25 protein-coding genes are annotated in these 20,616 nt (G+C 72.4%); 17 read left to right on the top strand and 8 right to left on the bottom strand.

What is annotated here, in order from left to right:
- Position 1: 1 nt before the first annotated feature.
- The 5 genes from VMF51_RS21525 to VMF51_RS21505 all read left to right on the top strand — a co-directional run bounded on the left by VMF51_RS21525 (position 2) and on the right by VMF51_RS21505 (position 3,617).
- A complete protein-coding gene (locus VMF51_RS21525; protein ID WP_325476525.1) occupies positions 2–610 on the top strand; it encodes a histidine phosphatase family protein in 609 nt (202 codons plus the stop codon).
- A 189-nt stretch (positions 611–799) separates the two neighbouring features.
- Entirely contained in the window at positions 800–988 is a 189-nt protein-coding gene (locus tag VMF51_RS21520) for a hypothetical protein (RefSeq protein WP_325476524.1), read from the top strand.
- 21 nt (positions 989–1,009) lie between these two features.
- A complete protein-coding gene (locus tag VMF51_RS21515) occupies positions 1,010–1,534 on the top strand; it encodes a ferritin (protein WP_325476523.1) in 525 nt (174 codons plus the stop codon).
- A gap of 46 nt (positions 1,535–1,580) precedes the next feature.
- Entirely contained in the window at positions 1,581–2,480 is a 900-nt protein-coding gene (locus tag VMF51_RS21510) for an FAD-dependent oxidoreductase (protein WP_325476522.1), read from the top strand.
- A 9-nt stretch (positions 2,481–2,489) separates the two neighbouring features.
- Positions 2,490–3,617, top strand: a complete 1,128-nt coding sequence (locus VMF51_RS21505) for a sensor histidine kinase (RefSeq protein WP_325476521.1) — start codon at positions 2,490–2,492, stop codon at positions 3,615–3,617.
- Here the strand turns inward: VMF51_RS21505 and VMF51_RS21500 are convergent.
- The 3 genes from VMF51_RS21500 to nucS all read right to left on the bottom strand — a co-directional run bounded on the left by VMF51_RS21500 (position 3,554) and on the right by nucS (position 5,195).
- Positions 3,554–3,883, bottom strand: coding sequence for a DUF952 domain-containing protein (locus tag VMF51_RS21500; RefSeq protein WP_325476520.1), 330 nt, complete (start codon positions 3,881–3,883; stop codon positions 3,554–3,556). The genes VMF51_RS21505 and VMF51_RS21500 overlap by 64 nt on opposite strands.
- Positions 3,884–3,904: 21 nt before the next feature.
- Positions 3,905–4,429, bottom strand: coding sequence for a hypothetical protein (locus VMF51_RS21495; protein WP_325476519.1), 525 nt, complete (start codon positions 4,427–4,429; stop codon positions 3,905–3,907).
- A 79-nt stretch (positions 4,430–4,508) separates the two neighbouring features.
- Complete coding sequence (gene nucS / locus VMF51_RS21490; protein WP_325476518.1) at positions 4,509–5,195, bottom strand: endonuclease NucS; 687 nt, start codon at positions 5,193–5,195, stop codon at positions 4,509–4,511.
- A gap of 24 nt (positions 5,196–5,219) precedes the next feature.
- Between nucS and VMF51_RS21485 the strand changes: the two genes are divergently transcribed.
- The 6 genes from VMF51_RS21485 to VMF51_RS21460 all read left to right on the top strand — a co-directional run bounded on the left by VMF51_RS21485 (position 5,220) and on the right by VMF51_RS21460 (position 10,762).
- Entirely contained in the window at positions 5,220–5,732 is a 513-nt protein-coding gene (locus tag VMF51_RS21485) for a GNAT family N-acetyltransferase (protein WP_325476517.1), read from the top strand.
- 55 nt (positions 5,733–5,787) lie between these two features.
- On the top strand, positions 5,788–7,590 hold the full coding sequence (locus VMF51_RS21480) for a 3-hydroxybutyryl-CoA dehydrogenase (RefSeq protein ID WP_325476516.1): 1,803 nt from the start codon (positions 5,788–5,790) through the stop codon (positions 7,588–7,590).
- 91 nt (positions 7,591–7,681) lie between these two features.
- Entirely contained in the window at positions 7,682–8,431 is a 750-nt protein-coding gene (locus tag VMF51_RS21475; RefSeq protein ID WP_325476515.1) for an SDR family oxidoreductase, read from the top strand.
- 74 nt (positions 8,432–8,505) lie between these two features.
- Positions 8,506–9,189 (top strand): DUF6226 family protein, encoded by a 684-nt coding sequence (locus tag VMF51_RS21470; RefSeq protein ID WP_325476514.1) that lies wholly within the window; start codon positions 8,506–8,508, stop codon positions 9,187–9,189.
- Positions 9,190–9,212: 23 nt separating this feature from the next.
- Positions 9,213–9,968, top strand: a complete 756-nt coding sequence (locus tag VMF51_RS21465) for an endo alpha-1,4 polygalactosaminidase (RefSeq protein ID WP_325476513.1) — start codon at positions 9,213–9,215, stop codon at positions 9,966–9,968.
- Between the two features lie 14 nt (positions 9,969–9,982).
- Positions 9,983–10,762 carry an alpha/beta fold hydrolase gene (locus VMF51_RS21460; protein ID WP_325476512.1) on the top strand — a complete coding sequence of 260 codons (780 nt, stop codon included), beginning with the start codon at positions 9,983–9,985 and terminating at the stop codon, positions 10,760–10,762.
- A gap of 3 nt (positions 10,763–10,765) precedes the next feature.
- On the opposite strand, the gene VMF51_RS21455 is transcribed toward VMF51_RS21460, so the two are convergent.
- Positions 10,766–11,308: a CGNR zinc finger domain-containing protein gene (locus VMF51_RS21455; protein WP_325476511.1), complete on the bottom strand. Its 543-nt coding sequence runs from the start codon at positions 11,306–11,308 to the stop codon at positions 10,766–10,768.
- A 38-nt stretch (positions 11,309–11,346) separates the two neighbouring features.
- On the opposite strand from VMF51_RS21455, the gene VMF51_RS21450 reads away from it, so the two are divergent.
- The 3 genes from VMF51_RS21450 (at position 11,347) to VMF51_RS21440 (ending at position 13,881) form a co-directional block, all read left to right on the top strand.
- Complete coding sequence (locus VMF51_RS21450) at positions 11,347–12,327, top strand: EamA family transporter (RefSeq protein WP_325476510.1); 981 nt, start codon at positions 11,347–11,349, stop codon at positions 12,325–12,327.
- 64 nt (positions 12,328–12,391) lie between these two features.
- Positions 12,392–12,874 carry a SigE family RNA polymerase sigma factor gene (locus VMF51_RS21445; protein ID WP_325476509.1) on the top strand — a complete coding sequence of 161 codons (483 nt, stop codon included), beginning with the start codon at positions 12,392–12,394 and terminating at the stop codon, positions 12,872–12,874.
- A complete protein-coding gene (locus tag VMF51_RS21440) occupies positions 12,874–13,881 on the top strand; it encodes a hypothetical protein (protein ID WP_325476508.1) in 1,008 nt (335 codons plus the stop codon). The genes VMF51_RS21445 and VMF51_RS21440 overlap by 1 nt, the downstream gene beginning before the upstream one ends.
- Here VMF51_RS21440 and VMF51_RS21435 read toward each other — a convergent pair.
- The 3 genes from VMF51_RS21435 to ccrA all read right to left on the bottom strand — a co-directional run bounded on the left by VMF51_RS21435 (position 13,878) and on the right by ccrA (position 17,755).
- Positions 13,878–15,026, bottom strand: coding sequence for an AI-2E family transporter (locus tag VMF51_RS21435; protein ID WP_325476507.1), 1,149 nt, complete (start codon positions 15,024–15,026; stop codon positions 13,878–13,880). The two genes, VMF51_RS21440 and VMF51_RS21435, sit on opposite strands and share 4 nt — an antisense overlap.
- Positions 15,023–16,264, bottom strand: a complete 1,242-nt coding sequence (locus tag VMF51_RS21430) for a hypothetical protein (RefSeq protein ID WP_325476506.1) — start codon at positions 16,262–16,264, stop codon at positions 15,023–15,025. Before VMF51_RS21430 ends, VMF51_RS21435 begins: the two co-directional genes overlap by 4 nt.
- A 138-nt stretch (positions 16,265–16,402) precedes the next feature.
- On the bottom strand, positions 16,403–17,755 hold the full coding sequence (ccrA, locus tag VMF51_RS21425; protein ID WP_325476505.1) for a crotonyl-CoA carboxylase/reductase: 1,353 nt from the start codon (positions 17,753–17,755) through the stop codon (positions 16,403–16,405).
- 119 nt (positions 17,756–17,874) lie between these two features.
- Between ccrA and VMF51_RS21420 the strand changes: the two genes are divergently transcribed.
- The 3 genes from VMF51_RS21420 to VMF51_RS21410 are packed head-to-tail and all read left to right on the top strand — an operon-like array spanning position 17,875 to position 20,113.
- A complete protein-coding gene (locus VMF51_RS21420; protein WP_325476563.1) occupies positions 17,875–18,630 on the top strand; it encodes a 5-oxoprolinase subunit PxpA in 756 nt (251 codons plus the stop codon).
- The gene (locus tag VMF51_RS21415; RefSeq protein ID WP_325476504.1) at positions 18,627–19,256 is read left to right on the top strand and encodes an allophanate hydrolase subunit 1; all 630 of its coding nucleotides are present in this window, start codon (positions 18,627–18,629) and stop codon (positions 19,254–19,256) included. The genes VMF51_RS21420 and VMF51_RS21415 overlap by 4 nt, the downstream gene beginning before the upstream one ends.
- Positions 19,253–20,113: a biotin-dependent carboxyltransferase family protein gene (locus VMF51_RS21410; protein WP_325476503.1), complete on the top strand. Its 861-nt coding sequence runs from the start codon at positions 19,253–19,255 to the stop codon at positions 20,111–20,113. Before VMF51_RS21415 ends, VMF51_RS21410 begins: the two co-directional genes overlap by 4 nt.
- 10 nt (positions 20,114–20,123) lie before the next feature.
- On the opposite strand, the gene mce is transcribed toward VMF51_RS21410, so the two are convergent.
- On the bottom strand, positions 20,124–20,582 hold the full coding sequence (mce, locus tag VMF51_RS21405) for a methylmalonyl-CoA epimerase (RefSeq protein WP_325476502.1): 459 nt from the start codon (positions 20,580–20,582) through the stop codon (positions 20,124–20,126).
- Positions 20,583–20,616 lie beyond the last annotated feature (34 nt).

The following is a 20,616-nucleotide window of genomic DNA, read 5'->3' as shown; positions in this document are numbered from 1 at the left end:
GGTGGCCACCCGGGTGTTCCTCGCCCGGCACGGTCTGGCGGAGTACGAGACCGAGCTGGTCACCGACGAGGGCGGATCGCTCACGTCCGAGGGACGGGGCCAGGCCCGCGCGCTCGGCCGCCGCCTCGCCTCCGAGGGCGTCGATGCCGTGTGGTGCAGCCCCCTGTCGCGCGCCGTACAGACGGCCGAGCTCGCTGCCGGGGTCCTCGGCGTCGACGTGACGGTCCGTGAGGGCCTGCGGGAGTACGGCGTGGGCTCGCTCGCCGGCACGGACGGCAGCGAGCGCGAGGTCATCGGCCCGGTGTTCGACGGCTGGGTCGGCGGCGACGACGACGCCACCATCCCCGGTGGCGAGATGGTCGCGGGGATCGTCGCCCGCGTCGTCCGGGTGCTGACCGAGGTCGCCGACCGCCACGAGGGTGGCGCCGCGCTGGTCGTCAGCCACGGCGGCGCCGTGATGGCGACCGTCCCCGAGCTGGTCGGCCGCCCCCGGGCCACCGCCTGGGACCTGCAGCTCGGCGGTGGCGGGTACGTCGAGCTGGTGCGTGAGGGCGGAACCTGGTCCGTCGCGGGCTTCCATCCGGATCTGGACGCGGTCGACCCGACCTGAGCCCCGCGGAGTCGCCTGTTCGGAGGCCGCAATTGCAGCGGCTGTGCAGGCCGGAGCCGGTCCACCGTGTCCGGAGGCTGCAATTGCGGCCGTTGGGCAACCCGTTTCAGCCGCCCCGTGCAGCGACCGACCTGTGTTGACGATCACGAAGGCAAGGCACGCCTTACTTCTGTCAGGTACGCTCCTCGCGTGGCGAAGAAGTCCAAGACGAAGCTCCCCAAGGTGGAGTGCTGCGTCTCCAAGTCGAAGTGCGGTCGCTGCCCCCTGCGGATGCTGAAGGAGGGCACGCTGCCGGACGGGTATACGGTCAAGCAGCGCAAGCTCGTCCGGGTCGACGGCAAGAAGGTCACCAAGAAGAAGCTTGCGAAGGCCGCCTGAACCGTCCCACCAGGAGCACCGATGCCCGCCGCACGCTTCGCCGAACAGCTCAACGTCCAGATCGGCAACGAGCTCGCCGCCCACAACCAGTACCTCGCCTGCGCGGTCTACTACGACGCGCTGACCATGCCGCGGATGGCCGCCTTCTTCTACGGCCAGGCGCTCGAGGAGCGCGACCACGCGATGATGATGGTCCAGTACCTCCTCGACACCGACGCGGACGTCGTGATCCCGGGCGTCGAGGCCCCGGTGGCGATCTTCGCCGACGTCATCGCTCCCGTGTCACTGGCCCTCGCGCAGGAGAAGCGGGTGACCGAGCAGATCAACGGGCTGCTGCGGATCGCTCGCGAGGAGTACGACTTCGCCTCCGAGCAGTTCATGCAGTGGTTCATCAAGGAGCAGGTCGAGGAGGTCGCGACCATGACCGACCTGCTCGCCGTCGTCACCCGCAACGTCGACGACATCGAGGACATCGAGGAGTACGTCGCCCGCGAGCAGGGCGGGGCCGACACCGACCCCACCGCGCCCCGGGTCGCCGGCGCCTGAGGCCGAATCCGCCCGGCGTGGGCGGGGCGCCTGCCAGACTGCTCCCGTGAGCCGGGTGATCGTGGTGGGGGCGGGCGTCGTGGGACTGACCTGCGCGGTCCGGCTGCTCGAGGCCGGTCACCGGGTCGACGTGGTCGCCCGGGACCTCCCGCGCGAGACGACGTCGGCCGCGGCCGCGGCGATCTGGTATCCCTACCGCGCCTTCCCGCCCGACCGGGTCACCGCCTGGGCCTCGCGCTCCTTCGAGGTGCTCGGGGGCCTGGCGCATGACGAGACGTCCGGCGTACGGATGGTCCCCGGCACCGAGCTGCTGGCGGAGCCCCAGGCGCAGCCCTGGTGGGCGGCCGCCGTCCCGGGCCTGGAGCGGGCGACCACGCTGCGGCCGGGGTACGTCGACGGCTGGTCCTTCACCACACCGGTCGTCGAGATGCCGGTCCACCTGGACTGGCTGCGCGGTCGGGTCGAGGACCTCGGCGGCACCCTGACCCGCCTCAACGTCCGCGCTCTCCCCGACGGCGGCGACGTGGTCGTGAACTGCTCCGGTCTCGGTGCCCGGCTGCTCGGATCGGACCTCTCCGTCACGCCGGTGCGGGGCCAGGTCGTCGTCGTCGAGCAGATCGGGCTGGACCACTGGTGGCTCGACTCCGCGGGGCCGACGTACGTCGTGCCCCGCTCGTCGGACATCGTCGTGGGCGGCACCGACGAGGAGGGGGACTGGAGCCGCACCCCGGTCCCCGAGACCGCCGCGGCGATCCTCCGGCGTGCGACCCGCCTGGTCCCGGAGATCGCGGACGCCCGGGTGCTGCGCCACAAGGTCGGGCTGCGGCCGGCCCGTCCGGTCGTGCGTCTGGAGCGGGTGGGTCGGGTCGTGCACTGCTACGGCCACGGGGGTGCCGGGGTCACCCTGGCCTGGGGGTGCGCCGACGACGTCGTACGCCTCGTCTAGGCTTCGCGGATGGCTATCGCCGGAGACGCCAGCCTGTTCCGCAAGCTCGTCGACGCGGCACCCGACGCGACCGTCATCGTGGACAGCGAGGCCACGATCGTGCTGTCCAACCGTCAGATGCTCAACGTCTTCGGCTGGTCCGGGGACGATCTGGTCGGGAAGCCGATCGAGATGCTGGTGCCCGAGCGGTTCCGGCCTTCGCACCCGGCGCTGCGCGGCGGTTTCGTGCGGCAGCCGAGCGTCCGCCCGATCGGGGCGGTCGAGGTGTACGCCCTGCACCGGGACGGCCGCGAGATCCCCGTCGAGATCTCCCTGTCCCCGCTCGAGACCGACCAGGGCCTCCTCGTCTCCGCCGCCATCCGGGACCTGACCGAGCGCCGTCGGATCCAGGCCGAGGCCGACCGGATGCGCGACGAGCTGATCGCGACGGTCTCCCACGAGCTGCGTACCCCGCTGACGTCGATCATCGGCTACACCGAGTTGCTCGCCGACCTCGGTCCGGACGAGCTCGGTCCGACCGCGCGGAGCCTGGTCGCGGTCATCGAGCGCAACGCCGCCCGCGAGATGCGGCTGATCGACGACCTGCTCACCATGGCCTTCCTCGACGGCGACCGGATGGACGTCGCGCGCGAGCCCACGGATCTCGTCGAGCTCGCGAGGCGGGTGGTCACCGACCAGCGGACGGCCGCGGTCGAGGCGGGCCTCGCCCTGGTGCTCGACGTCGAGGAGGTGCGCCCGGTGCCCGGAGACTTCCACCGGCTGGTGCAGGTGCTGGAGAACCTGCTCACGAACGCCTTCAAGTTCACTCCCTCCGGCGGCGAGGTCCGGGTCCGGGTCCGGGAGGAGGAGGGCAACGTGGTGCTGGAGGTCGCCGACACCGGGGTCGGCCTGCGCGAGGAGGAGACGAGGCAGATCTTCGAGCGCCTCTACCGGACCCCCAGCGCCGTCGCCGCGCACGCCCAGGGTGCCGGCCTCGGCCTGTCCATCGTGCGCAAGATCGTCGACGCCCATGCCGGGGAGATCCAGGTCGAGAGTGTCCTGGGCGTCGGGACGACGTTCCGGGTCGTGCTGCCCTATCTCGACGTCTCGTCGAGCGACCGCACCTCGACGACGGCCGCGGGGTCCAGCGCGCCGTAGACGTGCGGGTAGGTCTCGCTGACGCCCGGCGCCGGCGGCTCCTCCGCGACCGGCACCGTGACCAGGTCGGTGTCGATGGCCAGCAGCACCAGCGGCTCGGGCACGTCCGTGTAGTAGCGGCTCAGCACCCCGCGCCACTGATCCTCCCGGCTGCAGTGCAGGAAGCCCTCCTGCGCGAGACTCACGCCGTACGTCGATGTGGTGTACGCGCCGGCCGCTTGCGCCGCCGTCCAGTCGGCGAGCGTGGCGACGTGGTAGATCAGCACGCGGTCACGTCCGCGTGCCGGTCACGAAGGCTCCGGAAGGCGTCGTACGACCTCGGCCAGGGTGATTTCGATCCGATCGAACCGGGAGGTGTGCTCACCCAGGGTGCTCTCGATCCCAGCGAACCGCTGGGCGTGCTCACCCAGGGTGCTATCGAACCCAACGAACCGCTGGGCGTGCTCACCCAGGGTGCTCTCGATCCGATCGAAGCGTTGCGTGTGCGCGTCCAAGGTGGACCGGACGTCGGTGGCGAGCTCGTTCAGGTTTCCTTCGGCCCGATCGAAGCGTTGCGTGTGTTCGTCCAAGGTGGACCGGACGTCGGTGGCGAGCTCGTTGAGGTTGCCTTCGACCCGATCGAACCGTTGCGTGTGCTCGTCCAAGGTGGACCGGACATCGGTGGCGAGCTCGTTCAGGTTGCCTTCGACCCGATCGAACCGCTGCGTGTGCTCGTCCAAGGTCGACCGGACGTCGGTGATCAGCTCGTAGATCGACTCCGTGTCGTTCTCCAGCCGAGTCACGCGGCGACTCAGGGCGGGATCGCTCGTCATGGCCCTCACCGTAGGCCGGGTTCCAGCCGGCCGCCACCGGCCTCCGGCGAGCCTGTGGGCGACCCGCGGCCCAGGCCCTTCAGAACAGCCGGTGGCTCGGGTCGTCGAGCCCGCGCAGGGCGTCGTAGTCGACGACGGCGCAGGCGATGCCGCGGTCGGTGGCGAGGACGCGGGCCTGGGGCTTGATCTCCTGGGCGGCGAAGATGCCCTTGACCGCGCCGTTGGCGGTGAGCAGCGGGTCGCGGTTGAGGAGCTCGAGGTAGCGGGTCAGCTGCTCCACCCCGTCGATCTCGCCGCGCCGCTTGATCTCGACGGCGACCGAGACGCCCTCACCGTCGCGGCACATCAGGTCGACGGGGCCGATCGCCGTCGGGAACTCGCGGCGGACGAGCGTCAGACCGGGGGAGAGCGTCGCGGGGTGCTCGGCCAGCAGCTCCTGGAGGTGCTTCTCGACGCCGTCCTTCTGCAGGCCGGGGTCGACGCCGAGGTCGTGGCTGGAGTCGCTGATGACCTCGCTCAGCAGGATCCGCAGGGTGTCGTCGGTCTTGGTGCTGGTGACCGTCCACTCCGCGATGCCGTCCTCGCTGGTGCCCTCGCGCAGGGTGCAGGGCGGCGACATCCAGTTCAGCGGCTTGTAGGAGCCGCCGTCGGAGTGCACCAGCACCGAGCCGTCGGCCTTCACCATCAGCACCCGGGTGGCCATCGGGAGGTGGGCGGTCAGCCGACCGGCGTAGTCGATCTGGCACTTCGCGACGACGAGTCTCACGGGCGGTGAATCTACAGTGACCGCATGTACGCCGTGCGCCTGGCGCGTCCCTCCGACCTGCGGCACCTCGCGTCGATCGAGAACTCGGGGGATGCGCTCTTCGAGGAGCTGTTCGGCGACCTCACCGGTGACGTCCTCGTGGCGCCCGCGACGTCGGGCGGTGAACGGGCGGACCGGCCGGGGTTCCTGCTGGTCGCCGGCGATCCGGTGGTTGGGTTCGCGCACGTGCTCGACATCGAGGGCAACGCGCACCTGGAGCAGGTCTCGGTGCACCCGGACGCGATGCGGCAGGGGGTGGGATCGGCGCTGGTCCGGGCCGCGATGGAGGAGGCCCGGTGGGCGGGGTACGAGCGGCTGTCGCTCGCGACGTACCGCGACGTGCCGTGGAACGGACCCTTCTACGCCGGCCTCGGGTTCGCCGAGGTGGAGCGGCCGACACCCTGGCAGGTGCGGCTGCGCGCGCACGAGACCGAGATCGGGCTGGACCGTCACGGACCGAGGATTCTGATGGACACCGCGCTCGTCCGACACCCCTGAGAGGCGTGGCCCTGGTCACTGTTACCGAGCGGTAATACGTGCCATGATCCCGGCCATGGCGACCTCTCCGGATGCAGCAGCGCGCCCCCTGACCACCGTCGGCATCGTCGGCCTCGGCACCATGGGTGCCGGGATCGCCGAGGTGTTCGCCCGGCACGGGTACGCCGTCGTCGGGGTCGAGAAGGACGAGGAGTCGCTGGCCCGCGGCCGGCAGTACCTCGAGCATTCGACCACTCGCGCCGTGAAGCGCGAGAAGCTCACCGAGGCCGAGCAGGCCGACCTGCTCGGCCGGATCACGCTGACCACGGACCTGGCGGCCGTTGCCGAGGCGGGCCTCGTCGTCGAGGCGGTCGTGGAGTCCATGGAGCTGAAGAAGTCGATCTTCCGGGAGCTGGACGCCGTCGTCGCGCCGGAGACGATACTCGCCACGAACACCTCCTCGCTCTCGGTCACCGACCTGTCGACGGCGACCGCTCGCCCGGGCCGGGTCGTGGGCGTGCACTTCTTCAACCCCGCCCCGGTCCAGGACCTGGTCGAGATCGTCCGCACGGTCGTCACCGAGGAGAGCGTCCTCGCGCAGGTGAAGGCCCTGGTGGAGGAGCTCGGCAAGAGCCCGGTGGTCTGCGGCGACAAGGCGGGCTTCATCGCCAACACGCTGCTCTTCGGCTACCTCAACCACGCGGTGTCGATGTTCGAGGGCCGCTACGCCTCCCGCGAGGACATCGACGCCGCGATGCGCTACGGCTGCGGCTACCCGATGGGTCCGCTGGCCCTGCTCGACCTGATCGGCCTGGACACGGCGTACGAGATCCTCGAGACGATGTACCGCCAGGGTCGCGACCGGCTGCACGCGCCCGCGCCGATCCTGAAGCAGATGGTCACCGCCGGGCTGCTGGGCCGCAAGACCGGCCGCGGCTTCTACACCTACGAGGCGCCCGACAGCCCGGTCGTCGTCGCCGACGCGCTGACCCCGTCGACCGACGAGCGGCCCGAGCTGCGCCACGACGTCACGCACGTGGGCGTCGTCGGCACCGGCACCATGGCGACCGGGATCGTCGAGGTCTTCGCCAAGAGCGGGTACGACGTCACGTACGTCGGCCGCAGCCGCGACAAGGTCGACGGTGTCGTCGCCGCGATCACGAAGAGCCTCGACAAGCAGATCCAGCGGGGCCGGGCGACCGAGGAGACCAAGGCGGAGGTGCTCGGCCGGCTGACCGGGTCGACCTCGCTGGACGACCTCGGCTCCGTCGACCTCGTGGTCGAGGCGATCGCCGAGGACCTGACCGTGAAGACGACGCTCTTCGAGAACCTCGACGAGATCTGCCGGCCGGGCGCGATCCTGGCGACCACCACCTCGTCGCTGCCGATCATCGCGCTGGCCAAGGCGACCGACCGTCCGCAGGACGTCGTCGGGATGCACTTCTTCAACCCCGCGACCGTCATGAAGCTGGTCGAGGTGGTCTCGACGGTCGCCACCGACGACGCCGTCACCGAGACGACGCGGGCGCTGTGCGCGCGCGTGGGGAAGGTGGCGGTCTCCTGCGGCGACCGGGCGGGGTTCATCGTCAACGCGCTGCTGTTCCCGTATCTCAACGACGCCGTCAAGATGCTGGAGGCGCACTACGCCACGGCCGACGACATCGACACCGCGATGAAGCTGGGCTGCGCCCTGCCGATGGGACCGTTCGAGCTGCTGGACGTGGTCGGCAACGACGTCTCGCTGGCCATCCAGCGCGAGCTCTACCTGGAGTTCCGCGAGCCCGGCTTCGCCCCGGCGCCGCTGCTGGAGCACCTGGTCACCGCCGGCTACCTGGGTCGCAAGACGAAGCGGGGCTTCCGGGACTACGGCTCGCGCTAGCGGCTCGAGCAGCCCGGTCAGCGGGATGTCGGCCCGCGGGCCGACATCCCTGCCCCTACGTTCCGAGGACCGCCGAGACCGAGGAGCGAGCATGACCGGCCGACTGCAGGACAGGACCGCGATCGTCACCGGTGGCGCCAACGGGATCGGCCGGGGGATCGTCCGCGCCTTCGTCGCCGAGGGGGCCAGTGTGCTGCTCGTCGACGTCGACGAGGCCCGCGGTGCGGAGCTGGCCGCGGAGCTGGGCGCCGCCGCGACCTTCCTGGCGATCGACATCTCCCAGGAGGCCAACGCCGAGGTCATCCGCGACGCCGCGCTGTCGGCGTACGGCGGGCTGCACGTGCTGGTCAACAACGCCCACGTGAGCCGGCAGGCGTCCTTCGTCGAGACCACGATGGAGATGTTCGCGCTCTCGTTCGACACGGGCTTCTACCCCGCGTTCTGGCTGATGCGCGCCTGTTACGAGGACCTGCGCGCCACCCGCGGCTCGGTGATCAACTTCGCCTCCGGCGCCGGCCTGATCGGGCGGCCGACCCAGCTGTCGTACGCCGCCGCGAAGGAGGCCGTGCGCGCGATGAGCCGGGTCGCGGCGCACGAGTGGGCGCGCGACGACATCAACGTCAACGTCATCTCGCCCCTGGCCCGCACCGAGGGCGTCGACCGGTACCTCGCCGAGCACCCCGAGCAGGAGGCCGCGCTGCTGAGCGGGGCACCGCTCGGCCGGCTGGGCGACCCCGAGGCCGACGTCGGCCGGACGGCGGTCTTCCTCGCCAGCGACGACGCGTCGTACATGACCGGTCAGACGCTGATGGTCGACGGCGGGGGAGTCATGCTGCGCTGAGCCAGGCTCGGCCGCGGTCCGCGCGGAGCGTCAAACCGGTTGCCCCGGTGGGTTCGCGGCCGCATGCTGCGCCCGTGGACACGTGGACCGACCCAGCATCGCCGGCGTGGGCCGGCGGCCTCCTGGCCGAGGTGGACAGCGCCTTCGCCGTCGTCGGAGCCGACACCCCCGGGTGGCCGGATCCGCACGGGGGAGAGGCGCCGGCCGACGAGGAGTACTCGCGCTGCCTGGACCCCGGCAAGTACCGCATCCTCGACCGGCGGATCGAGGCCTGGGCACAGGTCCTCCGCGACCGCGGCATCGCCGAGGCGCGTGATCTTCCGCTCGGTGGTCCGCAGTGGCAGGGAGCATCCAGTCCGCCCGACGAGTTCCACCGGTTCCAGCGGATCGTTCCGACGGAGCCCGACGGTCTCGTGCTCCACTTCGCCCACACGATCGTCGACGGCGCCCCGTTCGGGCTCGTGGTCGGCCTCGGCTCGCCGGACGATGCCGCGGCACCGCCCGTCCTCGTCGGCAGGCTGCCGATGTGCGGATGCGATGCCTGCGACGACGGCTCCGAGGCGCTGTTGAAGGAGCTCGATGGCTGCTTCGTGACCACGGCGCAGGGTGGGGTGGTCCATGTGAGCGAGGGCGAACGATCGATCACCCGTACCGCCGACGGTTGGCGGGCCTCGGGCGACGCGGACGAGGGCTGGCTCGACGCCGCTGCGCCCCACCCTCCCGGCCGGGTGGGCTGGTGGGGGAAGCCCTGGCTCTGACCGCACGGGGTAGCGTCCGGCGCATGCGTCGTCTCGTGGTCGTCCTGCTCGCCGCGCTCGTGCTGGCGGCGCCGGCGCCGTCGTACGCCGTCGAGCAGCTGCCGGTCGGCGCGGACGCCGACTACCAGCTCGGGGGCGTGCGCGACGTGCCGGAGCGCGTCGGGATCGTGGTCCGGGATCGCACGGCTCGGCCTGCCGGGGTGTACGACGTGTGCTACGTCAACGGCTTCCAGACCCAGCCGAACGAGCGCCGGTTCTGGCAGCAGCGCCGCCACCTGCTGCTGACCCGGGGCGGCCGGCCGGTCGTCGACGAGGAGTGGGGCGAGTGGCTGCTCGATCTCCGCACGCCCGAGAAGCGCCGGGCGCTGGCTCGGATCGTCGGACGGTGGACGGCGGGGTGCGCGCGGAAGGGCTACGAGGCCGTGGAGTACGACAACCTCGACTCGTTCACCCGCAGCCACGGTCTGCTGGAGCGCCGGCACGCGGTCGCCTACGCCCGGCTGCTCACCCGTCGGGCGCACCGGGTCGGCCTGGCCGTCGCGCAGAAGAACCTGCCCGGGCTCCACGGTCGCCGGGTCGGCTTCGACTTCGCGATCGCCGAGGAGTGCGGCCGGTACGACGAGTGCGGGCGCTACGCGCGCGAGTACGGCCGCCGCGTGGTGGTCGTGGAGTACCGCCGTCGCGACTTCCGGGCGACCTGCCGCCAGTACGGCGACCGACTGGCCGTCGTGCTCCGCGACCGGGACCTGAGCCCGCGCGGGACCCGGTCGTGGTGCTGAACTAACGTTCGGGCATGCCCGGCCTGCACACGACCACCCTGGGCGACTCGGGTCCTCTGGTGGCGTTCTGCCACGGCCTGTTCGGTCAGGGGAAGAACTGGACCACGATCGCCAAGGCGCTGGCCGTCGACCACCGGGTGCTGCTGGTCGACATGCCGAACCACGGCCGCTCGGCGTGGCACGACCGCTTCGACTACGCCGACGTCGCCGACGAGGTCGCCGGACTGTTCAGCGCCGACGACCCGGTGGCGCTGGTCGGTCACTCGATGGGGGGCAAGGCGGCGATGGTGCTGGCGCTGCGCCATCCCGAGCTGGTCGAGCGGCTGTGCGTCGTCGACATCTCGCCGGTGGACTACCACGGGCTCTCGGAGTTCGCCGGCTTCATCGAGGCGATGCGCGGGATGGACCTGGGCGCGCTGGAGCGGCGCAGCGACGCCGATGACGCCCTCGCCGGCGCCGTCCCGAACCGCACCGTGCGCAGCTTCCTGCTGCAGAACCTGCGCCGTGAGGGCGACGGCTGGGCCTGGCAGCCCAACCTGGAGGTCCTCGGGCGCGACCTCCCCGTGCTCGGCGGCTGGCCCGAGGGCGACCTGGCCGGAGCGGCGCCGTACCCCGGGAAGGTGCTGTGGGTCGCCGGGCAGACCTCGCCGTACGTGAAGGACGAGTACGCCGCCGCGATGGACCGCTGGTTCCCGCAGAACCGGCGGGTCACGGTGAAGAACGCCGGCCACTGGGTGCACTCCGAGCAGCCCGAGGTGTTCCTCGAGGTGCTGCGGCGCTTCCTCGACGCCTGAGAGTCAGGAGCCGCCGGCCGCCTGACGGGCGCGGTAGGCGGCGACCGCGTTGCGGTTGCCGCAGGAGCTGGAGCAGAACCGGCGCGAGCGGTTGCGCGACAGGTCGAGGACGACGCCGCGGCAGTCGTCGTCGGCGCAGACGTCGAGGCGGGACAGCTCGTCGGCGCGGATCACGTCGATCATGGCCATCGCGGTCTCGACCAGCAGGCGGGTGGCCAGCGGGGCATCGTCGGAGACCGCGTGCAGGTGCCAGTCCCACCGATCGTGCCGCACCAGCCGCGGGAGCGCCTGGGCCTCGGCGAGCATCGCGTTGACCAGCTCGACCGCGCGGTCGCGGTCGGCGGTCAGCAGCTCGTAGAGCCGGGGCCGCAGGGCTCGCACGTCGTCCAGCTCGGCGCGGGTGCGCTCGTGCCGGCCGGTGTACTCGAAGCGGCGGTAGAGCTCGTCGAGGTCGGCGACGGACTCCAGCGTGTCGGGCTCGAGACCGCTGTTGGCCAGCGTCGCCGCTGCCTGCAGGGCCATCTCCGTGTCATGGGCGAATACCACGTTGACAGGTTACTCCAGACTCCGTAGCGTCATGTGCCATGACCGCATTGACTCATGACGGCGACCCGGCGGTCCCGCGTGTCGCCGAGGGGTCGCGGCTCGCCGCCGGGCTCGTGTTCGCCATCGTGTCGGCGACGTCGTTCGGCATGTCCGGAGCACTCGCCCGCGGCCTCCTCGACACCGGCTGGACCCCGGGCTCGGTGACCCTGGTCCGGGTGGCGCTCGCCGCCTCGGTCGTGCTGCCGTTCGGCATCGCCGCACTGCGCGGTCGCTGGTTCCTGGTCCGCCGTAGCGCGCCGACCATCGTGCTGTACGGCGTACTCGCCGTCGCCGGCGCGCAGTTCTGCTACTTCTCGGCCGTCCAGCACATGCAGGTCGGGCCGGCGCTGCTGATCGAGTACACCGCGCCGGCGGCGGTCGTGGTCTGGCTGTGGCTGCGCCACGGCCAGCGGCCCGGCCCGGTCACGCTCGTCGGGGCGGGCCTGGCGGCCCTCGGGCTGGTGCTGGTGCTGGACCTGCTCTCGGGCGCCGACCTCAGCACCGCCGGCGTGCTCTGGGCGCTCGCGGCGATGGTCGGCGCGGCGTCGTACTTCCTGATCTCGGCCGACGAGTCCAACGGCCTGCCGCCCATCACCCTGGCCGCGGGCGGCCTGTTCGTCGGGGCGAGCGCGCTCGGCCTGCTCGCCCTGGTCGGCCTGCTGCCGATGCACGCGAGCACGCAGGCGACGTCGTACGCCGGCCGCGAGGTCGCGTGGTGGGTCCCGCTGCTGGTGCTCGGCCTGGTCACGGCCGCGATCGCCTACGTCACCGGCATCGCCGCCGGGCGCCGGCTCGGGTCGCGGTTGGCGTCGTTCGTGGCGCTGCTGGAGGTCGTGGCGGGGGTCGGGTTCGCCTGGCTGCTGCTCGACGAGCTGCCTCGCCCGATCCAGCTGGTGGGCGGGCTGCTGATCCTGGCCGGCGTGGTCGGCGTGAAGCTGGGCGAGAGCCGGGTGCGCGCCGAGGAGCCGGCGCTCGGCTGAAATACCTCGAGCCGGTCTGCAACAACCCGGCTCCTCACGCCGTGTGTTGTGCATGGATGGGGGCGTGACCGACTTCGAGGCGTGGGCGGAGGCCCGGGTAGCGGGCCTGCTGCGCTTCGCGTACCTGGTCACCGGGTCCCAGCACGCCGCCGAGGACGCGGTCCAGGCCGCGCTGACCCGCGCCTGCGAGAAGTGGTCGCGCGTCGGGTGCACCCACGACCCGGACTCCTACGTGCGCCGGATGGTCGTCAACGAGCACATCTCGACCTGGCGCCGGTCCGGCCGGCGCGAGGTCGCCGTCGCCGAGGTGCGCGACACGGTCGTCGTCGACGCCGCGGCCGGGGTCGCCGACTCCGACGCCGTCTGGCGGATGTGCTCGGCGCTCCCGCGCCGGCAGCGCGCGGCAGTGGTGCTCCGGTTCTACGAGGACCTGGAGTACGCCGAGATCGCGGCGCTGCTGGACTGCTCGGAGGCCACGGTCCGCTCCCACGTCCATCGCGCCCTCACTTCGCTGCGGGCGAGCCTGACGAGCCAGGAGGAGCGCTGATGGACGACCTCGAGCAGCTGGTGCGCGACGGCCTGCGGGAGCGAGCGGAGCGGGTGGACACCACCGCTCCGCTGGTGGCCCGGGCGAGGCAGTCGGCGCGCCGCCGGCGCGGGGCCCGCGCGGTGGTGGCCGCGGCCGCGGCGGTCGTGATCGTGGTCGGGGGTGCGGCGATCCTCGACGGGTCGCGTGACGTGAGTCCGTCCCCGGCGCCCGACGTGACCTCAGACGGTGCCGAGACGCCTACGCCGATGGCGCCGGACGGCTGGCGCACCGAGCAGTGGCACGACCTGGCCGTGGACGTCCCGGCGCACTGGGGGTACGGCTCGGCACCGATCCGGACGGACAGGCGGCCGACCATCTGCGACGACCGACGCCCGGGGCCTTACGTCGGACGCCCAGTGATGGCCTCGGACATGTGCATGTTCGCCGCCTGGATCGAACCGGAGGATCCGTACGTGTGGCTCGGTGCCGATCTGGAGCCCGGCATCGTCGTGGTCGGCGACGGCCTGGTCCAGGAGACGGTCGAGGTCGCCGGCACCACGCTGACGGTCGCCGCGGACGACCCGCTGCGCCGGCGGATCCTCGGCTCGGCCCGGCGCGGTGGCACCTGCCCCGGGGAGCTCGGCGGTGTGCCGACAGCGCGCCTGCCGATCGCTACGACCGGGCACGGCCTGATGGTGTGTGCCTACCGGAGCGAGGATGGGCAGCCTCGACTCGTCGGCGGCGAGCTCCTCGACGCGGCGGCCGCTCGGCAACTGATCGGGAGCTACCGGGCGTCAGCGCTCATGTCGCGTGCGCCCGAGTGCGAGGACGCGGCCGACGAGGAGATGCTGCTGCTCCAGGTCCGGGACCGGCAATGGGTGGCCGGCCTCCAGTGCCAGGGAATCCGAGAGGTGGGAGAGGACGACTGGTTCCAGCCGTTCCTCACCGGTCCCGACCGCTGGGAGGTCGGCGTGCTGCCGCACGTCCTCGCGTGGATCTTCGGCTCCCCGACCAAGTCGGGCTAACGCACGTCCTGCCGTTTGACGTACACCTCGCGCACCAGCATGAGGATCGCGGCAGCGGTGGGGATGGCCAGCAGCGCGCCGACGACGCCCAGCAGGGCCGCGCCGACCAGGGCCGCGATCACCGTGACGGCCCCGGGGATGTCGACCGATCGGGACATCACCCGTGGATAGATCACGTAGTTCTCGAACTGCTGGTAGACGATGTAGAAGATCGCGCAGATGATCCCGGTCTTGACGTCGGTGGCGAACGCGATCGCGGTCACGATCACCGCGCCGATCGTCGCGCCGATCATCGGGATGACGTCGAGCAGGGCGACCACGAAGGCCAGTGCGACGGCGTACTCGCCGAGGCCGATGGCGAACAGGAAGACCAGCGACGAGATGCCGGCGCACAGCGCGACGACGAACGCGCCCGAGACGTAGCCGCCGATGCCCGCGATCACGCGGTCGCCGAGCTTGGAGACCCGGTCCCGGCGCGACGCGGGCGCCAGGCTGTAGAACGCGTGCGTCGTGGTCTTCATCGAGGACAGGAAGTACAGCGTCAGCACCAGGATGATGAACGCGTTGAACAGCGCGCCGAGCACGGCGAGACCGACGCCGAGCGCGCCGCCGAAGACGGCCCCGGCGAAGTCGCCGTCCGCGACGTAGTCGCGGACCTTGTCGACGACCTCGTACTCCTCGTTGAGGTCCTGCACCTGTTTGTTGCGCTGCAGCTCGTCGAGCCAGTGCGGCGCGTTGTCGGTGATCGAGGAGACCTGGTCGGTGATGACCGGCACGATCGCCACGACGAACAGGGTGAGCGCGCCCAGGAAGGCGATGATCACCGCCATCACGGCGATGCCGCGCCGCAGGCCCCGGCGCTCCAGGAACAGCACGACCGGGTTGAGGCCCGCCGCGATGAAGAACGCGACGATGATCAGGACGAGCGTGGACCCGATCTGCTCGAAGAGGCCGAAGAGCCACCAGGCCAGGGCGAAGCCGATCCCGCCGACCAGGCCGACGAAGAACGGCGCCCGGTGGTTGAGCGGGGGTCCGGGCTCGCCGAGGTCGTCGGGTTCCTTCGTGGTGATCGCGGCCTCGTCGTCGGCCGCCTCGGAGTCTGCGGCGTCCGCGGTGTCCCGCGTCGCCGGAGGCTGGTGGCTCAAGCGTCGTCCTCGCCGAAGCCCGCGACGACGTCGCGCAGGGAGGCGAGCTGGGCGGTGATCGCGTCCCGGCGCTTGCGCAGGCGCTCGAGCTCGGCGCGGGTCTGGGCGACCTCGCGCTCGGCCTCGGCGTTGCCGGAGGTGGTGATCGACTCGGCCTGGGTGCGGGCGGAGGTGACGATCTGCTCGGCCTCGCGGCGCGCCCGGCTGAGCAGGGCGTCGGCCTCCGTCTGGGCCTGCTGGCGGTGCTGGGTGGCCTGCGAGGTGGCCTGGCGGGCCCGCTCCTCGGCCGCGGTCGCCCGCTCCTCGGCCTCCTGGACCAGCTTGCGGGTCTCGGCGGTCGCGCTGTTGTGGAAGTCGGTCGCCTCGCGGGCGAGCCGCTCCTTCTCGACGGCCAGCATCCGGCGGGCCTCCTGGACCTCGCGGTCCGCGGCCGCGCGGGCCTGCTCGACCTCGCGCTGCGCCGTGGTGCGGAGCTCGGTGGTCTCCTGCTGCGCCGCGAGCCGCAGCTGCTCGGACTCACGGCGCGCCGACGCGCGCAGGTCGTCGGCCTCGCCGCGGGCCAGGGTGCGCTCCTGCTCGGCGTCGGCGTTCGCCCGCTGACGCTGCTCGTCGAGCTCGGCCAACTGCACGGTGCGCATGTCCTCGGCCTCCCGGGCGGCCTCGGCACGGATCGCCTTGGCGTCGCGGCTCGCCTGCTCGCGGATCTCGGTCGCGTCCCGCTGAGCGGTGTCGCGGATCTCGTTGGCCTCCTCCTCGGCCAGCCGCAGCATCGCGCTGGCCCGGCCGCCGAGGCCGGCGTACGACGGGTTCGCGTTCTCGGCGAGCTCCTGGCGAGCGGCCTCGAGCTGCTCCTCCAGGGCGACCGCGCGGCGCTCGGACTCCGCGAGGCTGGCGCTCAGGCCGGCCTTCTCGGAGGCGAGCTGGGTGAAGGCGCCGTCGACCGCGGCCGGGTCGTAGCCGTTGCGCCGGATGACCGGGAACGACGGCGTCGTCGAGGTCGCGCGCGGGGCCGCGGGCGCCGGGCGGGAGGCCGGCCGGGGCGCGGGACGCGACGCGCTCGCCGGCGGGATCACCGGGCGCTGGGCGGCCGGCTTCTCGGCGGACGGGTCGGAGGGGTCCGTCGCCCCCGCGGACGGGGACTGCTTCTTGGCCACCGCCGGGATGACCTGGGTCTTCTCGCCGTCGCCCGGGTCGTTGTCCGGCTGCTCGTCGAAGATGGACAGGCCCTGGTCACTCATGGTCGAAGCATCCTTCTTCCGGTCGGGGTGGTCTCGCCGCCCCATCCTCCCCGATGACCCTGAGAACTTCCCACCCCGGCTCCGGCGATTCGGGGACCGGGGTGGGCAAGTTCCAGGACGGGTGGGGGCGTTGTCGGCTCAGACGCCGCGGAAGCGGTTGATCGCCGTCTCGTGCCGGGCGCGGAGCTCGTGGTCGCGGACGCCGAGGCCCTCCTCGGGCGCCAGGCAGAGCACCCCGACCTTGCCCTGGTGCTTGTTGTGGTGCACGTCGAGGGCGGCCTGGCCGACCTCGTCGAGGGAGTAGGTGCGCGACAGGGTCGGGTGGATCTTCCCCTTGGCGATCAGCCGGTTGGCCTCCCACGACTCGCGGTAGTTGGCGAAGTGGGAGGAGATGATCTTCTTGAGGTTCATCCACAGGTAGCGGTTGTCGTACTCGTGCATGTAGCCGCTGGTCGAGGCGCAGGTGGTGATGGTGCCGCCCTTGCGGGTGACGTAGACCGACGCGCCGAAGGTCTCGCGCCCGGGGTGCTCGAAGACGATGTCGATGTCCTCGCCGCCGGTGAGCTCGCGGATCCGGGCGCCGAAGCGCTTCCACTCCTGCGGGTCCTGGGTGTGCTCGTCCTTCCAGAACCGGTAGCCCTCCTCGGAGCGGTTGATGATGAGCTCCGCGCCCATCGACCGCGCGATCTGGGCCTTCTCCTCGTTGGAGACCACGCACACCGGGGTGGCGCCGCCGTTGAGGGCGTACTGGGTGGCGAAGCCGCCGAGCCCGCCGGAGGCGCCCCAGATCAGCACGTTGTCGCCCTGCTTCATCGCGCCGCCGTTCTTCGAGACCAGCTGGCGGTACGCCGTGCAGTTGACCAGCCCGGGGGAGGCGGCCTCCTCCCAGGTCAGGTGCGCGGGCTTGGGCATCAGCTGGTTGGCCTTGACCAGCGCGATGTGGGCCAGGCCGCCGAAGTTGGTCTCGAAGCCCCAGATCCGCTGCTGCGGGTCGAGCATCGTGTCGTCGTGGCCGTCGGGGTCCTCCAGCTCGACCGAGAGGCAGTGCGCGACGACCTCGGTGCCGGGCTGCCACCGGGTCACGCCGGGGCCGGTGCGCAGCACGACGCCTGACAGGTCGGAGCCGACCACGTGGTAGGGCAGGTCGTGGCGCTTGGTGAGCTCCGACATCCGGCCGTAGCGCTCCAGGAACCCGAAGGTGGAGACGGGCTCGAAGATCGAGGTCCACACGGTGTTGTAGTTGATCGCCGAGGCCATCACGGCGACGTACGCCTCGCCCGGGCCGAGCTCGGGCAGCGCGACGTCCTCGACGTGCAGCGACCGGCGGGGGTCCTTGTCCTTCGAGGCGAGTCCCTCGAACATGTCGACCTCGTCCTTGTGCACCGTGACGGCGCGGTAGGACTCGGGGATCTCGAGGTTCGCGAAGTCCTCGCTGGCGATGCTCCGGGGGTCATCGGAGGCGGCGAGGATGGCGTCGAGGATGTGCTGCACATCGGCTCCTACGGGGTGAGGTTCTCGAGGTGGGGCGCAGAATTGCCCGAGTATTACCGCTCGGTAACGCCGCTGGCGACCACGTGTGACCTATCTGGCTCTACGGTGACCTCGTGGACCTGACCGTGGACCTCAACAGCGACGTCGGGGAGTCCTTCGGCCGCTGGGAGCTCGGCGACGATCCGGCGGTCCTGGCCGCCGTGACCAGCGCGAACGTCGCCTGCGGGTTCCACGCGGGTGATCCGCTGACCCTGCGTCGCACCTGTACGGCGGCCGCGGAGCACGGCGTCCGGGTGGGCGCCCAGGTCGGCTACCGCGACCTCGCCGGCTTCGGGCGGCGCTACATCGCCTACGAGCGGGCCGAGCTGACTGCGGACGTGCTCTACCAGCTCGGGGCGCTGGACGGGATCGCCCGGGCGTCCGGCACCCGGGTGACCTACGTGAAGCCGCACGGCGCGCTCTACAACACTGCGGTGCACGACGAGGAGCAGGCCGCGGCCGTCGTCGACGCGGTCGCGGCGTACGACGCCCGGCTCCCCGTCCTCGGTCTGCCCGGGTCCGCGCTGCTGGCCGCCGCCGAGCGGGCCGGGCTGGGCACGGTGCGCGAGGCGTTCGCCGACCGCGGCTACACGCCCGCGGGGACGCTGGTGCCGCGCTCGCAGGAGGGCGCGCTGCTCACGGACCCGGCCGAGGTGGCGGACCGGGTGCTGCGCCTGGTCACCGAGGGAACCGTCGTCGCCGTGGACGGCAGCGTCGTCGCGATCGAGGCCGAGTCGGTCTGCGTGCACGGCGACTCCCCGGGCGCGGTCGCGATGGTCCGCGCGGTCCGCGCCCGCCTCGAGGGATCCGGGGTCGCGCTGCGGGCGTTCTCGTGAGTGACGCGCCCGCCCTGCTGCCGTACGGCGACCGCGCGGTGCTGGTCGAGCTCGGCAGCGTCGAGCGTGCGCTGGCCTGGGCCGACGCGCTGGACGCCGACCGGCCCGCGGGCGTCGCCGACGTCGTACCCGCCGCCGAGACGGTGCTGGTGGTGCTCGCCGAGGACGCCGTGCCCGAGCGGGTGCGCGAGGCGCTCCGCTCGGTCCGTGCGGACGCCACCAGCGGCGGCGGCCTCGAGCCCCCGTTGATCGAGATCCCGGTCGTGTACGACGGCCCCGACCTCGCCGACGTCGCGTCCCTGACCGGCCTCACCGAGGCCGAGGTCGTCGCGGCGCACACGGGGACCCCCTGGCGGGTCGCCTTCGGCGGCTTCGCCCCCGGCTTCGGCTACCTGGTCGGCGGCGACCCGCGGCTGCGGGTGCCGCGCCGCGACCGGGCTCGCACGTCGGTGCCGGCCGGCGCCGTGGGGCTGGCGGGGGAGTTCAGCGGGGTCTACCCGCGGTCGTCACCGGGCGGTTGGCAGCTGATCGGCCGCACCGAGGTGCGGCTGTGGGACCTCGACCGCGACCCGCCGGCCCTGCTGCGGCGCGGCGCGGAGGTGCGGTTCACCGAGGCGGGCCGATGACGCTGCTGCGGGTACGGCGGCCCGGCCCCCTCGCCCTGGTCGAGGACCTCGGCCGTCCCGGGTACGCCGCGATCGGCGTCGGCCGCTCCGGTGCCGCCGACCGGGGCGCGCTCCGGCTCGCGAACCGCGCAGTGGGCAACCCCGAGGACGCCGCCGGCCTGGAGGTGCTGCTCGGCGGGCTGGAGCTGGAGGTCGTAGGCGGCTCGGTGACGCTCTGCGTGACCGGTGCACCGGCGCCCGTGCGGGTCGGCGGGCGCGACATGGGGCCGTCGTACGTCGCGACCGCGCGGGCGGGGGACGTCGTTCGGCTCGGGGTGCCGGCGGTCGGTCTCCGGTCGTACGTCGCCGTCCGCGGCGGGATCGACGTGCCGGCGGTGCTCGGGTCGCGCAGCCGCGACGTGCTGTCGGGCATCGGTCCGGCGCCGCTGGACGTGGGGGACGAGCTGCCGGTCGGGGTCGCGACCGGCGTGCTGCCGGCCGTCGACCTGCTGCCGTCGCTCCACCTGCCCGAGGTGGTCGAGCTGCGGCTGGTCCGCGGTCCCCGGGACGGCTGGCTGGACGACGCCGACCGGCTGACCGCCGGCAGCTGGACGGTCTCCTCGGAGAGCGACCGGGTGGGCATGCGGCTGCTCGGCGGCGCGCTGGCCCACCGCGACCCCGGCCGCCAGCTGCCCAGCGAGGGCGTGTGGCGCGGCGCCGTGCAGGTGCCGCCGGGCGGCGAGCCGGTCGTGTTCCTCGCCGACCACCCGGTGACGGGCGGCTACCCGGTCGCCGGCGTCGTGGTCGACGCCGACGTGGACCGGGCCGCGCAGGCGCGGCCCGGCCAGGTGGTCAGGTTCCGGTGGGTGCGGCCCTGATCCGGACCGGTCAGTGGCCGTGCGCGGCCGGCTGCACCAGCTCGACGAGCACGCCGCCGGCGTCCTTGGGGTGCACGAAGTTGATCCGCGAGTCCGACGTACCGCGCTTCGGGGCGTCGTAGAGCAGGCGCAGGCCGCGCTCGCGCAGGATCGCGCTCACCTGCTCGACGTCCTCGACGCGGTAGGCGACCTGCTGGCAGCCGGGACCGTTGCGGTCGATGAACTTGGCGATCGTCGAGGTCTCGTCGATCGGGGCGAGCAGCTGCACGCACGAGCCGGAGTCGCCGACGGCCATCATCGCCTCGCGGACGCCCTGCTCCTCGTTGACCTCCTGGTGGGCCAGGGTCATGCCGAGGATGTCGCGGTAGAAGGCGATCGCCTCGTCGAGGTCCGGCACGGCCATGCCGACGTGGTCGATGGCCGTGAACAGGTGCTGCGGGAGCTCGGTCCCGGTCGTGGAGGCGCTCATGGCGCTCATGGTCGTACGACGGCGACGGGGTCGG

It is taken from the genome of Nocardioides sp. (genome assembly GCF_035503875.1).
Lineage (GTDB): Bacteria > Actinomycetota > Actinomycetes > Propionibacteriales > Nocardioidaceae > Nocardioides.
This window is presented reverse-complemented; position numbering and strand designations above follow the sequence as displayed.

Coding starts and splice junctions, on each gene's coding strand:
- VMF51_RS21515 (WP_325476523.1), top strand. CDS start 1,010: ATGCCCGCCGCACGCTTCGCCGAACAGCTCAACGTCCAGATCGGCAAC.
- VMF51_RS21505 (WP_325476521.1), top strand. CDS start 2,490: ATGGCTATCGCCGGAGACGCCAGCCTGTTCCGCAAGCTCGTCGACGCG.
- VMF51_RS21495 (WP_325476519.1), bottom strand. CDS start 4,429: ATGACGAGCGATCCCGCCCTGAGTCGCCGCGTGACTCGGCTGGAGAAC.
- VMF51_RS21485 (WP_325476517.1), top strand. CDS start 5,220: ATGTACGCCGTGCGCCTGGCGCGTCCCTCCGACCTGCGGCACCTCGCG.
- VMF51_RS21480 (WP_325476516.1), top strand. CDS start 5,788: ATGGCGACCTCTCCGGATGCAGCAGCGCGCCCCCTGACCACCGTCGGC.
- VMF51_RS21475 (WP_325476515.1), top strand. CDS start 7,682: ATGACCGGCCGACTGCAGGACAGGACCGCGATCGTCACCGGTGGCGCC.
- VMF51_RS21465 (WP_325476513.1), top strand. CDS start 9,213: ATGCGTCGTCTCGTGGTCGTCCTGCTCGCCGCGCTCGTGCTGGCGGCG.
- VMF51_RS21460 (WP_325476512.1), top strand. CDS start 9,983: ATGCCCGGCCTGCACACGACCACCCTGGGCGACTCGGGTCCTCTGGTG.
- VMF51_RS21450 (WP_325476510.1), top strand. CDS start 11,347: ATGACCGCATTGACTCATGACGGCGACCCGGCGGTCCCGCGTGTCGCC.
- VMF51_RS21440 (WP_325476508.1), top strand. CDS start 12,874: ATGGACGACCTCGAGCAGCTGGTGCGCGACGGCCTGCGGGAGCGAGCG.
- VMF51_RS21430 (WP_325476506.1), bottom strand. CDS start 16,264: ATGAGTGACCAGGGCCTGTCCATCTTCGACGAGCAGCCGGACAACGAC.
- VMF51_RS21410 (WP_325476503.1), top strand. CDS start 19,253: ATGACGCTGCTGCGGGTACGGCGGCCCGGCCCCCTCGCCCTGGTCGAG.
- mce (WP_325476502.1), bottom strand. CDS start 20,582: ATGAGCGCCTCCACGACCGGGACCGAGCTCCCGCAGCACCTGTTCACG.